Source organism: Dermabacter sp. HSID17554, assembly GCF_003989295.1.
Lineage (GTDB): Bacteria > Actinomycetota > Actinomycetes > Actinomycetales > Dermabacteraceae > Dermabacter > Dermabacter vaginalis.
The window spans coordinates 359,011-379,873 of sequence record NZ_RBLW01000003.1; the positions used below are offsets into that span (position 1 = coordinate 359,011).

Below are 20,863 nucleotides of genomic sequence, written 5' to 3' on the forward strand. Positions count from 1 at the left end.
GAGCAGCGGACGACCCCTTCTCGGAGATCTTTCGGGACTGAGCCCGACAGATTTACTTAGCCTTCTCGATGATTTCGACGAGACGCCAGCGCTTCGAGGCGCTCAGCGGCCTGGTCTCCATGATGCGAACAAGATCGCCGACACCGGCGGTGTTCTCCTCATCGTGGGCCTTGAACTTCTTGTGCTTCTTCATCACCTTGCCGTACAGCGAGTGCTTCACGCGCTCTTCGACCTCGACAACGATGGTCTTATCCATCTTGTCGGAGACGACGTAGCCGCGCTGAGTCTTGCGGTACGGACGCTCTTCAGCGACCTGATTTTCGTTCATTACCTAACCTCGCTCGTTCACTCGGCCGAACCGGGGGCCTGGCGGATCCCCAGCTCGCGCTCGCGCAGGATCGTGTAGATCCGTGCGATGTCCTTCTTGACCGAACGCAAGCGAGCGCTCGACTCGAGCTGGCCCGTCGCGCCCTGGAAACGGAGCTTGAACAGCTCGTCCTTGGCTTTCGCGAGTTCTTCGGCGAGCTTTGCGTCATCGAGCTTGTTGAGCTCGTCAGCGGTAAGCTTCGTGGCTGCCATCAGATGTCACCACCCTCTCGGCTGAGGATTCGGCACTTCATGGGGAGCTTGTGCATCGCAAGGCGAAGTGCTTCGCGTGCAGTCGGCTCATCGACGCCGGCAACCTCGAACATGACGCGGCCGGGCTTGACGTTCGCTACCCAGAACTCCACCGAGCCCTTACCGGAACCCATGCGGACCTCGGCAGGCTTCTTCGTGAGGGGGCGATCGGGGTAGATGTTGATGTACACCTTGCCGCCACGCTTCATGTAGCGAGTCATGGCGATACGTGCAGCCTCAATCTGGCGGTTCGTGACGTAGGCGGGCTCGAGAGCCTGGATGCCGTAGTCGCCGAACGCGAGATCGAAGCCACCCTTGGCCATACCGGTACGGGTGGGGCGATGCTGCTTGCGGTGCTTGGTCCTACGCGGAATCAGCATTGGACTCAGGCCTCCGTTCCCTTATCGGCCGGAGCGGCAGCGGGAGCCTCGGTGGCGGCCTGAGCCGGAGCCGAAGCTTCCGCCTTCTCACGGCGGGCGGCGTTGCGCTCGTTGCGGCGGCCACGGGGGCGCTCAGCGCGCGGACCACGGCCCTGGCGCGGAGCCTGGGCGGCCTGCTGTGCAGCGAGTTCCTTGGACGTGATGTCACCCTTGTAGATCCACACCTTCACGCCGATGCGGCCGAATGCGGTGCGGGCCTCGTAGAAGCCGTAGTCGATGTTCGCGCGAAGCGTGTGCAGGGGCACGCGGCCTTCACGGTAGAACTCGCTGCGGCTCATTTCGGCGCCACCGAGGCGGCCCGAAACGGCGACACGGATACCCTTCGCGCCGGCACGCTGCGCGGACTGAATGCCCTTGCGCATCGCACGGCGGAAGGACACGCGGCTCGCGAGCTGCTCGGCGATGCCCTGAGCAACGAGCTGCGCGTCTGCCTCGGGGTTCTTGACCTCGAGGATGTTGAGCTGAATCTGCTTGCCCGTCAGCTTCTCGAGCTGACCGCGGAGACGCTCGGCCTCCGCGCCACGGCGACCGATCACGATGCCGGGGCGAGCGGTGTGCAGATCAACGCGAACGCGATCACGGGTGCGCTCGATCTCGACCTTCGACACGCCAGCACGCTCAAGCCCCTCGGAGAGGAGGTTGCGGATGGCGACGTCTTCCTTCACGTAGTCGCGGTAGCGCTGACCTTCCTTCGTGGAGTCGGCGAACCAGCGGCTCGTGTGGTCGGTCGTAATACCGAGGCGGAACCCGTTGGGATTGACCTTCTGGCCCACTAGCGGGTCTCCTTCTTCTTCGACGGGGCAACAGCCACGGTGATGTGGCTGGTGCGCTTCTTGATCTGGAATGCGCGACCCTGAGCACGCGGCTGGAACCGCTTCATGGTCGGGCCTTCGTCGACGAATGCAGCGGACACGACGAGATCCTGCTCATCGAAACGCTCCCCTGCCTGATCTGCCTTCACGCGGGCGTTGGCGATCGCGGACTTTACGAGCTTCGAGACGGGCTCGCTGGCGGCCTGCGGTGCGAACCGCAGGATCTCCAGGGCTTCACCCGTGCTCTTACCACGAATAAGGTCAACGACGCGCCGGGCCTTCATGGGCGAAATACGGATGAACCGCACCTGCGCCTTGGCTTCCATTGCTGTCCTGCTTTCTTTAGTGAATAGCGAGGGCCATCATCACTACGCCAGAGCGGCGATTAGCGACGACGTCCCTTCATGTCGTCCTTGTCATGGCTGCGGAAAGTGCGCGTGGGAGCGAACTCGCCGAGCTTGTGGCCCACCATCGACTCGGTGACGAACACCGAGACGTGCTTGCGGCCATCGTGCACTGCGAAAGTGTGGCCGAGGAAGTCCGGCGTGATGACCGAACGGCGCGACCAGGTCTTGATGACGTTCTTGGTACCGGCTTCGTTCTGAGCGTCGACCTTCTTCTGAAGGTGATCGTCAACGAAGGGGCCCTTAGCAATACTGCGTGGCATATCTGTTTATCCCTCGTCCTATCAGCGCTTTTTGCCGGTACGGCGGCGGCGCACGATGAGCTTGTCGCTTTCCTTGTTCGGCTTGCGGGTGCGGCCTTCCGGCTGGCCCCAAGGCGAAACGGGATGACGACCGCCCGACGTGCGGCCCTCACCACCACCATGCGGGTGGTCCACGGGGTTCATCACAACACCACGGACGTGCGGGCGCTTGCCCTTCCAGCGCATGCGGCCGGCCTTGCCCCAGTTGATGTTGGCTTGTTCGGCGTTGCCCACTTCGCCGATGGTCGCGCGGCAGCGCGCATCGACGTTGCGGATTTCGCCGGACGGCATACGAAGCTGGGCGAACTTGCCTTCCTTCGCGACGAGCTGCACGGAGGCACCCGCCGAACGGGCGATCTTCGCGCCGCCACCGGGGCGGAGCTCGATAGCGTGCACAACGGTACCCACGGGGATGTTGCGCAGCGGAAGGTTGTTGCCGGGCTTGATGTCGGCGCTCGGGCCGCTTTCGAGCACGTCACCCTGGCGAAGCTTCGCCGGGGCGAGGATGTAGCGCTTCTCGCCGTCCATGTAGTGGAGCAGCGCGATACGAGCGGTACGGTTCGGGTCGTACTCGATGTGGGCGACCTTAGCGTTGACGCCGTCCTTGTCGTGGCGACGGAAGTCAATCACACGGTAGGCACGCTTATGGCCACCACCGCGGTGACGCGAGGTCACGCGACCCTTGTTGTTACGGCCACCCGTCTTGGACAGGGGGCGGACCAGCGACTTCTCCGGCTCACTACGAGTGATCTCGACGAAGTCGGCGACGCTCGAACCGCGACGGCTCGGCGAGGTCGGCTTGTTCTTACGAATTCCCATCGTGGGTTTCCTCAGACTCTCTCGTTTGTCTTCGGGTCACGACCGCTCAGGCGGTCGCGCCTCCGAAGATGTCGATGGATCCGTCCTTGAGGGTGACAATGGCGCGCTTGGTGTCGTTGCGCTTGCCAATGCCGAAACGCGTGCGACGCGTCTTGCCCTGACGGTTGATGGTGTTCACCGAAGCAACCTTGACGTCGAAGATTTCCTCGACGGCGAGCTTGATTTCGGTCTTATTAGCGCGGCGATCGACGACGAAGACGTACTTGCCTTCGTCCATCTGGCCGTAGGACTTCTCGGTGAGGACCGGCGCGAAAAGGATGTCGCGCGGGTTCTTGTGGATCGAGGTCACTTGGCTTCCTCCTCATCGGCCGGGCGAACGGCGTTCACAAAGCCGGCAGCTTCCGCTGCCTCCGGCGTCGCGAACCAGACCTCAGCCTTGGTGCGGCCGTACCACGGCGATTCTTCGGTGTGGTACTTCATGGAGTTGCTGTTGCCCTTGATGGTGAAACCTTCGGGGGCCTTGCCACCGTCGAGCGGAAGGGCGCTGCCTTCGCCGTAGGGAGCTTCAACGGCCTCGGGCGCGGTCTTCGCCTCAGCCTTGGCGGCCACGGGGGCAGCCTCGGTGGTGGACTGCGAAGGAGCTTTCACAGCGGCGAGAGTTGCGCCAGCCACGAAGTCCTCGAGTGCACCTTCGGTGAAGACGACATGGTCAGAAGCCATCACGTCGTAGGTGTTGAGCTGATCGGCGAACAGCACGTGAGCGTTCGAGAGGTTGCGCGAGCTGAGTGCGCCGACCTCATCGTCACGGCGAACGACCAGGAGGAAGTTCGAGCTGTCCGATACGGTAGCGATGGTCTTCGCCACGAGCTTCGTCGAGGGCTTGTCGCCCTCAAGAAGCGCGGTGAAGACGTGAACGCGGCCAAAGCGGGCGCGATCGGAGAGGGCGCCACGGAGCGCAGCAGCCTTCATCTTCTTGGGCACACGCTGCGTGTAGTCACGCGGAACCGGACCGTGCACAACGCCACCGCCGGTCCACTGAGGTGCGCGGATCGAGCCCTGGCGAGCGCGACCGGTTCCCTTCTGCTTCCACGGCTTACGGCCGCCGCCGCGGACCTCGCCGCGGGTCTTGGCCTTGTGCGTGCCCTGACGTGCAGCGTTGAGCTGAGCCGTCACGACCTGGTGGATAAGCGACACGTTGGTCTGGACATCGAAGATGTGAGCGGGAAGCTCGGCGGTGCCAGTCTTCTTGCCTGCGGGGTCGAGAACATCGACCGTCAGGTTGTTAGCCATGAAAATCAGGCTCCCTTCTTCGGACCCTTGACGGCCGAGCGAACCAGAACGATGCCACCCTTGGGGCCGGGAACGGCACCCTTGATGAGCACGAGGTTCTTCTCGGCGTCCACCGCCTGAACGGTGAGGTTCTGGACGCTGTTGCGGTTACCGCCCATGCGGCCCGCCATGCGCATGCCCTTGAACACGCGTGCGGGGGTCGAGGCGCCACCGATCGAGCCGGGCTTGCGGTGGTTGCGGTGCTGACCATGCGAGGAACTCACACCGGCGAACCCGTGGCGCTTCATGACGCCCGCGTTGCCCTTACCCTTGGTCGTGCCAACGACGTCGACCTTCTGGCCGGCCTCGAAGATCGAAGCGTCGATCTCCTGGCCGAGCTCGTACTCCGCCGCATCATTCGTGCGGAGCTCAACGAGGTGACGGCGCGGCGTAACGCCGGCCTTCTCGAAGTGACCCTTGAGGGGCTTCGTCACCTTACGGGGATCAATCGCGCCATACGCGATCTGGACAGCGTCGTAGCCATCAACGTCCTGTGAGCGGACCTGCGTGACAACACACGGGCCGGCCTGAACCACGGTCACGGGGACGATCTTGCCGTCCTCATCCCACACCTGGGTCATGCCAAGCTTGGTGCCGAGCACGCCATTGATGACGCGATCGCGCTGCCCTGTCAGTTCGTTACTCATGTGTTCCGATACCTCAGAGCTTGATCTCGATGTTGACGTCCGCAGGCAGGTCGAGGCGCATCAGCGAATCCACAGCCTTGGGCGTGGGATCGACGATGTCGATGAGGCGCTTGTGGGTGCGCATCTCGAACTGCTCACGGGAATCCTTGTACTTGTGCGGCGACTTGATCACAACGAAAACGTTCTTCTCAGTCGGCAGCGGCACCGGGCCCACGACCGTTGCACCAGCGCGGGTGACAGTGTCGACGATTTTGCGCGCCGAGCTGTCAATCACCTCGTGGTCATACGACTTGAGCCGGATGCGGATCTTCTGTCCCGCCATAGCCTAGGTCTATCTCTTTCTCTAAAACCGCTCTTACATGGAGTGGGCCAGACCGACACCCGCGGTCGGGTGTGTCGCTCTTGCGAGGCGCAAAAAGGCCGCGCGAAACCCATGTCCTTGCGACTGTTCCCTCAAACGATGCGCCCTCAGCGGAGTTTCCACACTGTTCGCATCCTTGGGCTGAGCGTCATCCGGTGGTCATTCCCAGAGATGGGGAACGGAACCGGGCATGGCCGCTCGCGCAAGCAACTCATCTAGTTTGCCACGTATCTCAAATGGGCACCAGGGGCTCAGGCGTGGAACGCCTCACAAGCAGAAAGCGTCTGGCACACGGCTTCCCTACCCAGACCGTTCGTCACACGCACGACGGCGCGCTCGCGCTCCCTCTGCTCGGCACCCGCGGCCGAGGCCCGCCGGGCACCCACTCATCCGCACACGTGCGCAGCGAAGCACCCTAGAGTAGAGGCATGAGTCAACAGCCAAACAACCCGCTCCAGTCGCGAGCATTCTCCCTCGAATTTCCGCAATCGCTCGGAACTTACCACGAGTACTCCGACGTCCAACGTTTAGTCGACACCCTTGCCGACGCCGGGTTCCCCGTCCACAACACCCTCATCGTAGGAACCGATCTACGTCTTATCGAGCGCGTAACCGGACGCAAAACGTGGACGCGCGTCATTCTCGGCGGGGCACTGAGCGGCATGTGGATGGGCCTATTCGTGGGCCTCCTCTTCAGCATGCTCTCCGAGGAGTGGCTCTCAACTATCCTCAGTTCAATTGTGCTCGGCGCGGTGTTCTTCACCGTGTGGGCAGTGATCGGCCATGCCACGAGTGGCGGTCAGCGCGACTTCACCTCAATGACCGCGACGGTTCCGATGCAATACGAACTCCTCGTGGAGCACCGCAACGTCATGGACGCCCGCCGCATTCTTTCCGAGGCCGGTGTACGCCTCGGCGAGGGGGCCTTTGGCGGCGTAGGCCCGGCTGCCCCTTCCTCCGGTCAACCAGCACAAAGACCTCGCGCGCAAAGCGGAGAAACCCCGACTTACGGCCAGCCGGGCTCGACGCCCGCCGACGGCAACGCCGATGCGGACAACGCCGGTGCTGCCACGAGTGACGGCAGTCAGCCAGCGAAACGCCCTACGTACGGTCTACCGTCGGACTCTGCCGAAAAGACCGAACGAGACTAAGCTCGCACGGTCCCTTCACCGCCAATCGAGCGTCCACGCATAGAAAAACGCCCCGGACGAATCCGGGGCGTTTTCCTTTAACTCTGCAGGCTATGCAGCGTCAGATCACTTGATGATCTTGGTGACGCGACCCGAGCCAACGGTGCGGCCACCCTCACGGATAGCGAAGCCGAGGCCCTCTTCCATAGCGATCGGCTGGATGAGCTCAACGGTCATCTCGGTCGAGTCGCCAGGCATGACCATCTCGGTGCCCTCGGGGAGGGTGATAACGCCGGTCACGTCCGTGGTACGGAAGTAGAACTGCGGGCGGTAGTTCGAGTAGAACGGGTTGTGGCGGCCACCCTCGTCCTTCGAGAGGATGTAGACCTGGCCCTCGAAGTCGGTGTGCGGGGTGATCGAACCCGGCTTCACGACAACCTGGCCGCGCTCCACGTCTTCACGCTTGGTGCCACGGAGGAGGAGGCCACAGTTCTCGCCTGCCCAAGCCTCGTCCATCTGCTTGTGGAACATCTCGATACCGGTGACGGTGGTCTTCTGAGCCTCGCGGATACCCACGATCTCAATCTCCGAGTTGATGGCAAGCTTGCCACGCTCGACCTTACCGGTCACAACGGTGCCACGACCGGTGATGGTGAAGACGTCCTCGATCGGCATGAGGAACGGCTTGTCCATGTCGCGAACCGGATCCGGGATCGACTCGTCGACGGCAGCCATGAGGTCCTGAACCGACTTGACCCACTGCTCGTCGCCCTCGAGCGCCTTGAACGCCGAAACGCGAACGACGGGAGCGTCCTCATCGAACTCCTGCGAAGCGAGAAGCTCACGGACCTCCATCTCGACGAGCTCGAGGATTTCCTCATCGTCGACCATGTCGCACTTGTTGAGCGCAACGAGGAGGTAGGGAACGCCAACCTGGCGAGCAAGAAGAACGTGCTCGCGGGTCTGCGCCATGGGGCCGTCGGTGGCGGCAACCACGAGGATTGCGCCGTCCATCTGAGCAGCGCCGGTAATCATGTTCTTGATGTAGTCGGCGTGGCCGGGAGCGTCAACGTGAGCGTAGTGACGCTTGTCGGTCTGGTACTCGATGTGGGAGATGTTGATCGTAATGCCGCGCTGCTTTTCCTCAGGGGCGTTGTCGATCTGATCGAAGTTGCGCTTCTCGTTGAGGTCGGGGTACTGATCGTACAGAACCTTCGAGATAGCAGCGGTCAGCGTGGTCTTGCCGTGGTCAACGTGACCGATGGTGCCGATGTTGACGTGCGGCTTCGTACGCTCGAACTTGGCCTTAGCCATAGTGTGTCCTCCTAGGACTTTGGTTGGGTGTACTTCTGTTGAACGGGTGGGGCGCCCCCGAAGGGGCGACCCAAGCGGTCCGAGAACCAGCGAACAGATCTACTCTACCCGCTAATTCCCGTAAGGCTTACTCGCCCCGCGTCTTCGCGATGATCTCTTCCGAGATGTTCCTCGGGACCTCCGCGTAGCTGTCGAACTGCATCGTGTACATCGCGCGGCCCTGCGTGAAGGAACGCAGGTCGCCAATGTAGCCGAACATTTCGGACAGCGGGACGAGAGCACGGATAATCTTGACCCCGCTCGCGTCCTCCATCGACGAAACCTGACCGCGTCGCTTGTTCAGGTCGCCGATGACATCTCCCATGTACTCCTCGGGAGTACGAACCTCGACGCTCATGATCGGCTCGAGGAGAATCGGCTGGGCCTTCTTGAGGGCCTCGCGCGTCGCCATCGAACCGGCAATCTTGAACGCCATTTCCGAGGAGTCCACGTCGTGGTAAGCACCGTCAATAAGCGATGCCTTGACGTTCACCACCGGGTAGCCGGCGAGAACGCCGGACTGGAGCGCATCCTGAATACCCGCGTCAACGCTCGGGATGTATTCACGCGGGATGCGGCCACCGGTGACGAGGTTTTCGAACTCGTAGAACACGCCTTCTTCAGCGTCGGTAAGAGGCTCGAAGGTGATCTGAACCTTACCGAACTGACCGGAACCACCGGTCTGCTTCTTGTGCGTGTAATCGAACTTCTCAACGGTCTTCTTGATCGACTCGCGGTAGGCCACCTGCGGCGAGCCCACGTTCGCTTCGACCTTGAACTCGCGGCGCATACGGTCCACGAGCACGTCGAGCTGAAGCTCGCCCATACCCTTGATGACCGTCTGGCCGGTTTCCTCGTCGAGTTGAACCTGGAAGGTCGGGTCTTCCTTGGCGAGACGCTGAATCGCGATACCGAGCTTCTCCTGGTCGCTCTTGGTCTTCGGCTCGATGGCCATCGAGATCACGGGCTCCGGGAAGGTCATCGACTCAAGCGCGATCGGGTGCTGCGCGTCGCACAGCGTGTCGCCGGTGGTCGTGTCCTTCAGACCGATGAACGCGTAGATGTGGCCCGCGAATGCCTCGTCGACCGGGTTCTCCTGGTTCGAGTGCATCTGGAAGAGCTTGCCGACGCGCTCCTTCTTGCCCGTATTGGCGTTGAGCACCTGGGAGCCCGTCTCCACGTGACCGGAGTAGACGCGCACATAGGTCAGCGAACCGAAGAACGGGTGCGCAGCGACCTTGAACGCGAGAGCCGAGAAAGGCTCATCGGCCGACGGCTTACGCGTGAGCTCCTTTTCCTCGTCCTTCACGTCGTGGCCGATCATCGGCGGCACGTCGAGCGGCGACGGGAGGAAGTCGATCACGGCGTTGAGCATGGGCTGCACGCCCTTGTTCTTGAACGCCGAACCGCAGAACACCGGGTAGGCCTGCGAGGAAATCGTGAGCTCGCGAATGCCATTCTTGAGGTCCTCGAGCGAGAGGTCGCCCTCTTCGAGGTACTTCTCCATGAGCTCTTCGCTTGCTTCGGCAACGTCCTCGACGAGCTTCTCGCGGTATTCATCAGCCTTGGCCTGAAGGTCTTCCGGGATCGGAATCTCCTTCTGGTACTGACCGAGGGCCGCATCACCCTTCTTCTTATTGAACTCAGGGGCGTCCTCTTCGAACTCCTCGGGCCACTCGTAGGCCTTCATCTCGAGGAGGTCGATCACGCCGCGGAACTCAGACTCAGCACCGATCGGCACCTGCATCACGAGCGGCTTCGCCTTGAGGCGGTCAACGATGGTGCCAACGGTGAAGAAGAAGTCCGCACCCATCTTGTCCATCTTGTTGACGAAGCAGATGCGCGGCACGTCGTACTTGTCGGCCTGGCGCCACACGGTCTCCGACTGCGGCTCGACACCTTCCTTGCCGTCAAACACGGCAACGGCACCGTCGAGAACGCGAAGCGAGCGCTCCACCTCAACGGTGAAGTCGACGTGGCCTGGCGTGTCGATGATGTTGATCTGGTTGTCGTGCCAGTAGCAGGTGGTTGCCGCGGACGTAATGGTGATGCCGCGTTCCTTCTCCTGCTCCATCCAGTCCATCGTGCCGGCACCATCGTGGGTTTCGCCAAGCTTGTAGTTGACGCCGGTGTAGTACAGGATGCGCTCGGTGGTGGTGGTCTTACCAGCATCGATGTGTGCCATGATGCCGATGTTGCGGACCTTGTTGAGGTCCTTAAGCACTGCAAGTGCCACGGGCTATGCCTTTCTGCGCTTCGGTTCGAGGACCGCCGGTGATTACCAGCGGTAGTGAGCGAAGGCCTTGTTGGACTCCGCCATCTTGTGGGTGTCTTCGCGGCGCTTCACAGCGGCACCGAGGCCGTTCGAAGCGTCGAGGATCTCGTTCATCAGGCGCTCGGTCATCGTGTGCTCACGGCGAGCACGCGAGTAGCCAACGAGCCACCGCAGCGCGAGGGTCGTCGAACGACCGGCACGCACCTCGACGGGCACCTGGTAGGTGGCGCCGCCGACTCGGCGGGAGCGAACCTCGAGCGAAGGGCGGATATTATCCAGGGCCTTCTTAAGGGTCGCTACAGGGTCCTGACCGTTCTTCTCGCGGCAACCCTCGAGGGCACCGTAGACGATACGCTCAGCGACGGTCTTCTTGCCGTCGAGAAGAACCTTATTGATGAGCTGAGTGACAATGGGCGAACCGTAAACCGGGTCGACCACGAGCTGACGCTTGGGAGCTGCACCTTTACGTGGCATTACTTCTTCTCCTTCTTCGCGCCGTACCGCGAGCGCGCCTGCTGGCGACCCTTCACGGCCTGGGTATCGAGCGAACCACGAACGACCTTGTAGCGGACGCCCGGGAGGTCCTTCACACGACCGCCGCGAACGAGGACGATCGAGTGCTCCTGGAGGTTGTGGCCTTCACCGGGGATGTAGGCCGTCACTTCGACACCGGAGGAGAGACGAACACGCGCGATCTTACGGAGCGCCGAGTTCGGCTTCTTGGGGGTGGTGGTGTACACACGGGTGCACACGCCGCGGCGCTGGGGCGAACCCTTGAGCGCGGGCGTGCTCGAGGCGACAGGCTTGTCCTGACGACCCTTGCGCACCAACTGCTGAATAGTAGGCACTTGTTCTCTTTCTGTCGCTAGCCACGCTCTTCACGAGGCCAGATCACCTTCTTTGCCCACAGGCGCCGAAGCACCGTGTCCACGGGTGTGGAGTGGGCCGCGACTCGAGGCCGACCCCCGCGTTCGGGTGTGTCGATCTCGACCCGCTCGAGCCTCAGACGAGGCCCGGTGGCTGAGGTACCGTACCCCCGCTCATTCCGCTCGCACGAGGCGAGGCCGCGAGAGGGCATAGGGCACCCAGACACAGTTCATCAGTCTACGTTGCAGGATTTATTTCGGTCAAAGGACTGGGCGGACTTCGTTGTACATCACATGCGGAGAAACTTTGAAGTGTCGCGCAGGCAACAGCAAAGAAGACGGGCCGACGGTTGCTGAGTACCGTCGGCCCGAAATTCGCGAGTGCTGATTTACTCGACGATCTGCCAGTCGACGCGCGCCACTCCGGAGCTCACGCCACCGATACTCTTCATCGCCGCGTAGGAAAGGTCGAGGCAGCGGCCGCCCGCGTACGGACCACGGTCATTGATGCGCACGACCACGCTGCGGCCATTGGCCTTGTTGGTCACGCGCACGCGCGTGCCGAACGGCAGGCTCTTGTGGGCCGCGGTGTACGCATGCGTGTTGAAACGCTCGCCGCTCGCCGTGGGGCCACCGTCCGTTCCGTCGCCGTTGCCGTAGAACGAGGCACCGCACGAACGAACGCCACTCACAGCCTTGCCGCCCTGAGGCGCGGATTCGCTGCGCTTTTTGCGGCTCGGCTTGGTGTCTTTGCTGCTATCCGTGCTCACGTCCTCGCTCTTCGGTTCCTCAGCGGGGCGCTTCTTGGTGCCCTTGGCGATGACCTCGGTGACGGGCTCCTTCGTGACCTCTTCCTTCACGACTTCCTCGCCCGTCACTTTTCCGTCGGTCGTCGAAACCTTCTTGACGATGGTCTTTTCGCCCTTTTCGCCCTTCGTGACCACGCGAGTTTCACCTTCGTAGATCGCGTCATCCTTGCGGGTTTCGGACTTGTAGTCGATCGCCACCTTCTCGGTCTTCTCCTCGGCATTGAGGCGGACGAGGTGAATCGTGTCGCCGTCCTTGAGAACGGTGTCGCGCGAAGGCGTGACCTCATCATCGGCATCAACCGAATCGGCGAAATACTTGTCAAGAAGATCCTGCACCGTGCGGGTGGTCGTTCCCTCAGCGACCCACGATCCGTTCATGCCGGTCACGGTGATGTCCTTGGCCGTTGTCACGGTCACGGCACCATCGAGATCGTCAAGCGCGGTTTCGGGCTTCGGGGACACCGCGGCCCCGTCGGTGTCGATTCCGGCCTGTGCGAGAGCATCGGCAACGGTGCCACCCTCGACGAGAACGGACTGCTCTTTGCCGTCGACACTGAGCTTCACTTCGTCGCGTTCTTTCACGACGATCTTGTCGCCCGAGTCGATGGTCTCACCGAGCGCCGGCTGAACGAGATCGGTGTGGGTCACATCCACACCGTGTGCTTCGAGGATGTCGGACACCTTCGAGTCAAACGTGCGGAAGGTATCCACACGACCGTAGGCGTTCACGGTCACCTCGCTCGACATCGCGTAGGCGGCGCCACCGCCACCGCCCGCGAATACGGTCGCGAGCGCGGCTGCGGCGATGATCGGAGTCTTCTTCTTCACGAGTGTCCTTCGCATTGACGAGTGCACGGGAAGTGTCGCGCGATGGGCGCGAGTGCGGATTTCTTGAATAAGTCCATCTTGTCGCGCCTTCACGCGCGCGAACATAGGAAAAACCAACGCTTGAGCCAAGAGCAACCGCAACTTTGCCATTACTTGACGCTTATCGCGGTCTACTTCACAGCGGTCAGCGCACGCGTCGCATGAGCCGCCATCGCACCTGCGGCGAAATTCCGGCAGGCGCGAGAACCCCGCATTCACGGCGGAAGGGCCGCCCCTCCCCCACTCGGGAAAGAGACGGCCCTCCAGTACGCGCTCGCGCGCGAGGCTCAGTGTCGAATCAGCGGAAATCGGTGTTGAACGGATCCGAGTAGCTGAAGTCGTCGAGGTTCAGGTTCGAGCCGGCACCACTGAAATCAGCGAGGCCGAAATCGTCGTAGCCGGGAACCGTGTACATCTGCGCCTTGGCTTCATCGGTCGGCTCGACCTCGAAGTTGCGGAAACGGGGAAGGCCCGTGCCCGCGGGGATGAGCTTACCGATGATGACGTTCTCCTTGAGGCCCATGAGTTTGTCGCTCTTCGAGCTGAGCGCAGCCTCGGTGAGAACGCGAGTCGTCTCCTGGAACGACGCAGCCGAAAGCCACGACTCGGTCGCAAGCGACGCCTTCGTGATGCCCATGAGTTCGGGGCGGCCCTGCGCGGGCTCCCCGCCCTCGGCGAGGACAGCACGGTTCGCTTCAATGAACGCGGCGTTTTCCACGAGATCGCCAGGGAGGAGCTTCGTGTCGCCCGAAGCCACGATGGTGACGCGGCGCAGCATCTGGCGCACGATGACCTCGATGTGCTTCGCGTGAATGTCCACGCCCTGGCTCACGTACACCTTCTGGACCTCGTCCACGAGGTGCTTTTGCACGGCACGCGGCCCGAGGATGCGAAGCACCTGCTTCGGGTCGACGGAACCCGGCGAAAGCTGCTGGCCAACCTCAACGTGGTCTCCGTCAAACACGAGCGGGGTCACTCGGCGCGAGAGCGTGTAGGTCACGGGCTCGCTGCCGTCGTCCGGTGTCACGGTGAGCTTGCGCTGCTTGTCGGTTTCGTCAACGCTCACGCGGCCCGCGATTTCGGTAATCGGGGCGAAGCCGGCCGGGGTACGGGCCTCAAAGAGCTCCTGCACACGCGGAAGACCGTGCGTGATATCGCCCTCTGCCGAGGCGACACCGCCGGAGTGGAAGGTACGCATCGTGAGCTGGGTACCGGGCTCACCAATCGACTGGGCGGCGACGATACCGACGGCCTCGCCGATATCGACGAGCTGGCCGGTCGCAAGCGAACGGCCGTAGCACTGCGCACACGTGCCCACGGCGGAATCACACGTGAGAACGGAGCGCACCTTCACCTCGGTGACACCAGCAGCGATGAGCTTCTCGATGAGCACGTCACCGACGTCCTCGCCGGCGGAGGCGAGAACGGTACCATCGTCGCCAGCGACATCCTGCGCAAGGGTACGGCCATAGGCCGTGATCTCCACATTGTCGGCGGGCACGATGGTGCCGTCGAGATCCTGGCCAATCGCCATCGTGAAGCCCTTGGAGGTTCCACAGTCGCCTTCGCGCACGATGACGTCCTGCGAGACGTCAACGAGACGACGCGTCAGGTAACCCGACTGTGCGGTCTTGAGCGCGGTATCGGCAAGGCCCTTACGCGAGCCGTGCGAAGCGATGAAGTACTCGAGAACCGAAAGACCCTCGCGGTAGTTCGAGAGAATCGGGCGCGGAATGATCTCGCCCTTCGGGTTGTTCACGAGGCCGCGCATACCGGCGATCTGGCGAATCTGCATCCAGTTACCGCGAGCACCCGAGTGCACCATGCGATAAATGGTGTTGTCGAGCGGGAAGTTCGACTTCATCGCCTCGGCAACCTCATTGGTGGCCTCGGTCCAAATGTCGATCAGCTCGCTGCTGCGCTCGGCTTCGGAGACGAGACCGAGATCGCGGTTTTCCTCGACCTGCGCGGCCTTCGCCTCGTACTTCGCGATGATTTCAGCCTTGTTCGGCGGTGCGACAACGTCGCTGAAAGCGAAGGTCACACCCGAGTAGGTTGACCACGAGAAGCCGTAGGACTTGAGCGCGTCGAGTGAAGCCGAAACCTGGCCCTTGTCATAGCGTTCTGCGAGCGCGTTGACGATCCCGCCGAGGCGCTTCTTGCCCACCTGGCCTTCCACGTACGGGAAGTCCTCGGGGAGGGTTTCGTTGAAGTAGTAGGCACCAAGCGTGGTTTCGAGCGTGATCGCGTCACCCTCGTTCCAGCCTTCGGGGGCCTTCCAGTCCGACGGTGGCACAACATCGGTGAAGCGCACGTTGATCGGTGCGTTCAGATCGATCTCGTTGTTGTCGAAGGCCATGATCGCCTCGGCGATCGACGAGAACGTACGGCCGTGACCGAGCGCCTCCGGCTTCGGGGTCGTCAGATGGTACAGACCGATAATCATGTCCTGTGCGGGCATCGTCACCGGGCGGCCATCCGACGGCTTGAGGATGTTGTTCGAGGAAAGCATGAGCACGCGCGCTTCGGCCTGCGCTTCGGGCGAAAGCGGGAGGTGCACAGCCATCTGGTCACCGTCGAAGTCCGCGTTGAAGGCGCCACACACGAGCGGGTGCAGGTGGATGGCCTTGCCTTCAACGAGCTTCGGCTCGAACGCCTGGATACCGAGGCGGTGAAGCGTAGGTGCACGGTTCAGCAGCACCGGATGCTCGGTGATGACCTCTTCAAGAACGTCCCACACTTCGGGGCGCGAACGCTCAACCATGCGCTTGGCGGCCTTGACGTTCTGCGCGAGCGAGAGATCCACGAGACGCTTCATGACGAACGGCTTGAACAGCTCGAGCGCCATGCCCTTCGGAAGACCACACTGGTGAAGGTGCAGCTCAGGGCCGTTCACGATGACCGAACGGCCCGAGTAGTCCACGCGCTTACCGAGCAGGTTCGCACGGAAACGGCCCTGCTTGCCCTTGAGCATGTCGGAGAGCGACTTGAGCGGGCGGTTGCCGGGGCCCGTGACCGGGCGGCCACGGCGGCCGTTGTCGAACAGCGAATCCACCGACTCCTGAAGCATGCGCTTTTCGTTGTTCACGATGATCTCGGGGGCGCCGAGGTCAATGAGGCGCTTGAGGCGGTTGTTGCGGTTGATCACACGGCGGTACAGGTCGTTGAGATCGGACGTCGCGAAGCGGCCGCCGTCGAGCTGGACCATGGGGCGAAGATCCGGCGGAATGACCGGGATGCAATCGAGCACCATGCCCGCGGGTGAGTTGGTCGTCTGCTGGAATGCCGAAACGACCTTGAGGCGCTTGAGGGCGCGAGCCTTCTTCTGCCCCTTGCCGTTCGCGATCACCTCGCGGAGCTTTTCGGCCTCGGAGTCAAGGTCGAAGTCGAGCAGGCGCTGCTGCACGGCCTCGGCGCCCATGCCACCCTCGAAGTAGTGGCCGTAGCGGAGCTTCATCGCGCGGTAGAGCTGCTCATCGCCCTCGAGATCGGCAACCGAGAGGTTCTTGAAGCGCTCCCACACGTTCTGCACGCGCGTGATCTCCGCGTCGTACTTCTTGCGGATCTGAGCCTGCTCGCGCTCCGCGGAGTCGCGAACCTTGCGCTTGGCGTCGGCCTTCGCGCCTTCTTCCTCGAGCTGGGCGAGGTCCTTCTCGGCGGTGACGGCACGATCGTTGATCGCGGCATCGCGCTCGTTTTCGAGCTCGCGAATCTCAAGGTCGTGGCGGCTCTGAAGCTCGGGCATGTCGGTGTGACGTGCCTCGTCGTCGACCTTCGTGATCATGTATGCAGCGAAGTAGATGACCTTTTCGAGGTCCTTCGGTGCGAGGTCGAGCAGGTAGCCAAGGCGGCTCGGCACGCCCTTGAAGTACCAGATGTGGGTCACGGGAGCAGCAAGCTCGATGTGGCCCATGCGCTCACGGCGCACGGAGGACTTGGTGACCTCCACGCCACAGCGTTCACACACGATTCCCTTGAATCGCACGCGCTTGTACTTACCGCAGTAGCACTCCCAGTCGCGGGTGGGGCCGAAGATGCGCTCACAGAAGAGGCCGTCCATCTCGGGCTTGAGGGTGCGGTAGTTGATGGTTTCGGGCTTCTTTACTTCCCCGAATGACCAGGAACGGATGTCGTCGGCCGTCGCGAGGCCGATCTTGAGCTCGTCAAAGTGGTTGACGTCGAGCACGTGTGTCCTTCTCTCGTCTAGAAAGTCGTCAAGGTCTGAATGGTTGGGGCTGAGATCTCCGGGGTGTGAAGGTCCGACGGTCGCTCGGCAAGCGTCGGACCCTCCCCCGGTGATCGATCAGACCTCTTCGATGTTGATCGCGCCCTCGTTCGGGCGGCTCGACAGGTTGATTCCGAGTTCCTCCGCGCTGCGGAAGATGTCCTCGTCGCGGTCACGGACCTCGAGGTTCTGACCGTCGGCGCCAAGCACCTCAACGTTCAGGCACAGGGACTGCATTTCCTTGAGGAGCACTCGGAACGATTCGGGGATGCCCGGTTCGGGAATGTTGTCGCCCTTAACGATCGCCTCGTACACCTTCACGCGACCCGTGATGTCGTCCGACTTAATCGTGAGGAGCTCCTGAAGTGCGTAGGCGGCGCCGTACGCCTCGAGCGCCCACACCTCCATCTCGCCGAAACGCTGGCCGCCGAACTGTGCCTTACCACCGAGCGGCTGCTGGGTGATCATCGAGTACGGACCGGTCGAACGAGCGTGCAGCTTGTCGTCGACGAGGTGGTGCAGCTTGAGGATGTACATGTAGCCAACCGAGATCTCGTGCGGGAACGGTTCGCCGGTGCGGCCGTCGAACAGACGCGCCTTGCCGTTGTCCTGGATCATGCGCTCGCCGTCGCGGTTCGGCGTGTAGTTCTCGATGAGACCGTTGAGCTCGGTGTCACTCAGGCCGTCGAACACGGGGACGGCAACGGGCGTGCCGGGCTCGCCGTGCAGGGCGTCCTTCGGGAGGTCCTTCGCAGCCGGGTTTGATTCATCGATATCCCAACCGGACTTCGCGACCCAACCGAGGTGGGTTTCCATCACCTGGCCGATGTTCATACGCCCAGGCACACCCATCGGGTTGAGGATGATGTCGATCGGGGTGCCGTCCTCGAGGAACGGCATGTCCTCAACGGGCAGGATCTTCGCAATGACGCCCTTGTTGCCGTGGCGGCCGGCGAGCTTATCGCCGTCGGTGATCTTACGCTTCTGCGCGATGTACACGCGCACCATCTCGTTGACGCCGGTCGGGAGGATATCGGAGTCCTCTTCCGAGTCGAACACGCGAACACCGATCACGGTGCCCGATTCGCCGTGGGGAACGCGCAACGACGTGTCGCGCACCTCGCGGGCCTTCTCACCGAAGATCGCGCGCAGGAGGCGCTCCTCGGGGGTCAGCTCAGTTTCACCCTTCGGGGTGACCTTGCCGACGAGGATGTCGCCGGGAACGACCTCGGCGCCGATACGGATGATGCCGCGTTCGTCGAGGTCGGCGAGGACATCCTCACCGACGTTCGGGATATCCCGCGTGATCTCTTCCTTACCGAGCTTCGTGTCACGAGCATCGACCTCGTGCTCCTCGATGTGGATCGACGTGAGCACGTCATCCTGGACGAGGCGCGAGGAGAGGATGATGCCGTCCTCGTAGTTGTGGCCGTGCCACGACATGAACGCCACGAGAAGGTTCTTGCCGAGCGAGAGCTCGCCGTCGTCCGTCGAGGGTCCGTCGGCGAGAACCGAGCCGGCCTCCACGCGGTCGCCCTCGTCGAAGAGAACGCGGTGGTTGTAGCAGTTACCGGCGTTCGAACGCTGGAACTTATCGATGCGGTAGGTCTGATTCGTGCCGTCGTCCGCCGCAACGGTGATGAGGTCGGCGGAAAGCTCAGTGATGACACCGGCCTTCTCGGCAACGATCACGTCGCCCGCATCGACGGCCGCACGGCGCTCCATACCGGTACCAACGAGCGGCATTTCGGTGCGCAGGAGCGGAACGGCCTGGCGCTGCATGTTCGAGCCCATGAGCGCGCGGTTCGCGTCGTCGTGCTCAAGGAACGGAATCATGGCGGTCGCGACCGACACCATCTGGCGTGCCGAAACGTCCATGTAGGTCACGTCGCTCGGTTCCACGAGCTCGGGCTCGCCACCGGGCATACGCGAGAGAACGTTTTCCTCGAGGAACTTGCCGTTCTCGTCGATCTTCGCGTTCGCCTGGGCAATGATGTGGCGGTCTTCGTCGTCAGCCGTGAGGTAGACGATCTCATCGGTGACAACGCCGTCCACGACCTTGCGGTACGGGGTTTCCACAAAGCCGAACGGGTTGATGCGCGCGAACGTGGCGAGCGAGCCGATAAGACCGATGTTCGGGCCTTCCGGCGTCTCGATCGGGCACATGCGGCCGTAGTGCGACGGGTGAACGTCGCGAACTTCCATGCCTGCGCGGTCACGGGAGAGACCGCCCGGGCCGAGCGCCGAGAGGCGGCGCTTGTGGGTGAGGCCCGAGAGCGGGTTGTTCTGATCCATGAACTGCGAGAGCTGCGAGGTTCCGAAGAACTCCTTGATCGCCGCGGTCACGGGGCGGATGTTGATGAGCGTGAGCGGCGTGATCGCTTCGACGTCCTGGGTCGTCATGCGCTCGCGCACGACGCGCTCCATGCGTGAGAGACCCGTGCGAACCTGGTTCTGGATGAGTTCGCCCACGGCGCGGATACGGCGGTTGCCGAAGTGGTCGATGTCGTCCGTCTCCACGCGGATCTCGGTGCCGAAGCTGTTCTCCATGCTGTCCATGCCAGCGTGGAGGGCAACGATGTACTTGATCGTCGCAATGACATCTTCGAGGTTGAGCACGCTCTCGCTGAGCGGGCCTTCGAGACCGAGCTTCTTGTTGATCTTGTAGCGGCCGACCTTCGCGAGGTCGTAGCGCTTGTCGTTGAAGTAGAGGTTGTTGAGCATCGTCTCGCCAGCATCGCGGCTGGGCGGCTCGCCCGGGCGCTGCTTGCGGTAGATGTCCATGAGCGCCTCGTCCTGCGACTCAACCTTGTCCTTCTCGAGCGTGGCGCGCATGGATTCAAACTCGCCGAACTCCTCGAGAATGTCGCTCTTGGACATGCCGAGCGCCTGGAGAAGGGTCGTCACGGACTGCTTGCGCTTGCGGTCGATGCGTACACCGACCTGGTCGCGCTTGTCGACCTCGAATTCGAGCCAGGCACCGCGCGAGGGAATGACCTTCGCGCTAAAGACGTGCTTGTCACTCGTCTTGTCGATGCTTTCCTCGAAGTACACGCCGGGTGAGCGCACGAGCTGCGACACGACAACGCGCTCAGTGCCGTTGATGATGAAGGTGCCCTTTTCAGTCATGAGCGGGAAGTCGCCCATGAAGACCGTCTGGGTCTTAATTTCGCCGGTCTCATTGTTCATGAACTCCGCCGTGACGTAGAGCGGCGCGGCGTAGGTGAGATCCTTTTCCTTGCACTCCTCAACCGAATAGTTCGGTTCTTCGAAGGAGTGGTTCCTGAAGGACAGCGACATGTTGCCGCCAAGATCCTCAATCGGAGAGATCTCTTCGAAAATGTCGGCGAGGCCGGAGGTCTGCGGAACGTCTTCGCGGCCCGCTGCTTCAGCTTCCGCCGCACGCTCTTGCCAGCGCTCGTTGCCAAGCAGCCAGTCAAACGAGCTCGTCTGGAGCGAAAGAAGGTCGGGAACTTCGATGGGATCGCCAAGCTTCGCGAAGGTGACGCGGGGCGAGGCGGTGCGCAGTGCAGTGGTGTGAGAATCGGTGCTCGAGGCAGCCAAGGGTAATCCTTCCACGGGATGAGGACTCGTACACGCTTCGAT

The 20,863-nt window shown here is 62.4% G+C and carries 19 protein-coding genes; 1 reads left to right on the top strand and 18 read right to left on the bottom strand.

Annotated elements, in window-relative coordinates; genetic code table 11:
- Positions 1-52: 52 nt before the first annotated feature.
- The 11 genes from rpsQ to rpsJ are packed head-to-tail and all read right to left on the bottom strand — an operon-like array spanning position 53 to position 5,693.
- Positions 53-328: a 30S ribosomal protein S17 gene (gene rpsQ / locus D8M36_RS07295; RefSeq protein WP_034372258.1), complete on the bottom strand. Its 276-nt coding sequence runs from the start codon at positions 326-328 to the stop codon at positions 53-55.
- Positions 329-345: 17 nt separating this feature from the next.
- Entirely contained in the window at positions 346-579 is a 234-nt protein-coding gene (gene rpmC, locus D8M36_RS07300) for a 50S ribosomal protein L29 (protein ID WP_034372255.1), read from the bottom strand.
- The gene (gene rplP / locus D8M36_RS07305; RefSeq protein WP_016664027.1) at positions 579-998 is read right to left on the bottom strand and encodes a 50S ribosomal protein L16; all 420 of its coding nucleotides are present in this window, start codon (positions 996-998) and stop codon (positions 579-581) included. The genes rpmC and rplP overlap by 1 nt, the downstream gene beginning before the upstream one ends.
- Before the next feature lie 5 nt (positions 999-1,003).
- Positions 1,004-1,831, bottom strand: coding sequence for a 30S ribosomal protein S3 (gene rpsC / locus D8M36_RS07310; RefSeq protein ID WP_126847869.1), 828 nt, complete (start codon positions 1,829-1,831; stop codon positions 1,004-1,006).
- Complete coding sequence (gene rplV, locus D8M36_RS07315; protein ID WP_065247390.1) at positions 1,831-2,196, bottom strand: 50S ribosomal protein L22; 366 nt, start codon at positions 2,194-2,196, stop codon at positions 1,831-1,833. The genes rpsC and rplV overlap by 1 nt, the downstream gene beginning before the upstream one ends.
- A gap of 59 nt (positions 2,197-2,255) precedes the next feature.
- Positions 2,256-2,537 (bottom strand): 30S ribosomal protein S19, encoded by a 282-nt coding sequence (gene rpsS, locus D8M36_RS07320; RefSeq protein ID WP_065247389.1) that lies wholly within the window; start codon positions 2,535-2,537, stop codon positions 2,256-2,258.
- Positions 2,538-2,558: 21 nt separating this feature from the next.
- Positions 2,559-3,395, bottom strand: coding sequence for a 50S ribosomal protein L2 (gene rplB, locus D8M36_RS07325; protein WP_065247388.1), 837 nt, complete (start codon positions 3,393-3,395; stop codon positions 2,559-2,561).
- Between the two features lie 46 nt (positions 3,396-3,441).
- Positions 3,442-3,744, bottom strand: coding sequence for a 50S ribosomal protein L23 (gene rplW, locus D8M36_RS07330; RefSeq protein WP_065247387.1), 303 nt, complete (start codon positions 3,742-3,744; stop codon positions 3,442-3,444).
- Positions 3,741-4,685, bottom strand: coding sequence for a 50S ribosomal protein L4, sunset domain variant (gene rplD, locus D8M36_RS07335; RefSeq protein WP_126847871.1), 945 nt, complete (start codon positions 4,683-4,685; stop codon positions 3,741-3,743). The genes rplW and rplD overlap by 4 nt, the downstream gene beginning before the upstream one ends.
- Positions 4,686-4,690: 5 nt before the next feature.
- Positions 4,691-5,371, bottom strand: coding sequence for a 50S ribosomal protein L3 (gene rplC / locus D8M36_RS07340; RefSeq protein WP_065247385.1), 681 nt, complete (start codon positions 5,369-5,371; stop codon positions 4,691-4,693).
- Positions 5,372-5,384: 13 nt separating this feature from the next.
- Positions 5,385-5,693 (bottom strand): 30S ribosomal protein S10, encoded by a 309-nt coding sequence (gene rpsJ, locus D8M36_RS07345; RefSeq protein ID WP_055089348.1) that lies wholly within the window; start codon positions 5,691-5,693, stop codon positions 5,385-5,387.
- A 467-nt stretch (positions 5,694-6,160) separates the two neighbouring features.
- Between rpsJ and D8M36_RS07350 the strand changes: the two genes are divergently transcribed.
- Positions 6,161-6,883: a general stress protein gene (locus tag D8M36_RS07350; protein ID WP_126847873.1), complete on the top strand. Its 723-nt coding sequence runs from the start codon at positions 6,161-6,163 to the stop codon at positions 6,881-6,883.
- 105 nt (positions 6,884-6,988) lie between these two features.
- Here the strand turns inward: D8M36_RS07350 and tuf are convergent, their stop codons facing one another.
- From tuf to rpoB, 7 genes are all read right to left on the bottom strand, one after another.
- Positions 6,989-8,176 (bottom strand): elongation factor Tu, encoded by a 1,188-nt coding sequence (gene tuf / locus D8M36_RS07355; RefSeq protein ID WP_126847875.1) that lies wholly within the window; start codon positions 8,174-8,176, stop codon positions 6,989-6,991.
- Positions 8,177-8,303: 127 nt separating this feature from the next.
- Positions 8,304-10,451, bottom strand: coding sequence for an elongation factor G (gene fusA, locus D8M36_RS07360; RefSeq protein WP_126847876.1), 2,148 nt, complete (start codon positions 10,449-10,451; stop codon positions 8,304-8,306).
- A gap of 42 nt (positions 10,452-10,493) precedes the next feature.
- On the bottom strand, positions 10,494-10,964 hold the full coding sequence (gene rpsG / locus D8M36_RS07365; protein ID WP_016664015.1) for a 30S ribosomal protein S7: 471 nt from the start codon (positions 10,962-10,964) through the stop codon (positions 10,494-10,496).
- Entirely contained in the window at positions 10,964-11,338 is a 375-nt protein-coding gene (rpsL, locus tag D8M36_RS07370; RefSeq protein WP_016664014.1) for a 30S ribosomal protein S12, read from the bottom strand. Before rpsL ends, rpsG begins: the two co-directional genes overlap by 1 nt.
- 407 nt (positions 11,339-11,745) lie before the next feature.
- On the bottom strand, positions 11,746-12,993 hold the full coding sequence (locus tag D8M36_RS07375) for a septal ring lytic transglycosylase RlpA family protein (protein WP_161970229.1): 1,248 nt from the start codon (positions 12,991-12,993) through the stop codon (positions 11,746-11,748).
- A 337-nt stretch (positions 12,994-13,330) separates the two neighbouring features.
- On the bottom strand, positions 13,331-17,218 hold the full coding sequence (locus D8M36_RS07380) for a DNA-directed RNA polymerase subunit beta' (protein ID WP_126847880.1): 3,888 nt from the start codon (positions 17,216-17,218) through the stop codon (positions 13,331-13,333).
- 117 nt (positions 17,219-17,335) lie between these two features.
- Positions 17,336-20,821 (bottom strand): DNA-directed RNA polymerase subunit beta, encoded by a 3,486-nt coding sequence (gene rpoB, locus D8M36_RS07385; RefSeq protein WP_126847881.1) that lies wholly within the window; start codon positions 20,819-20,821, stop codon positions 17,336-17,338.
- Positions 20,822-20,863: the final 42 nt, after the last annotated feature.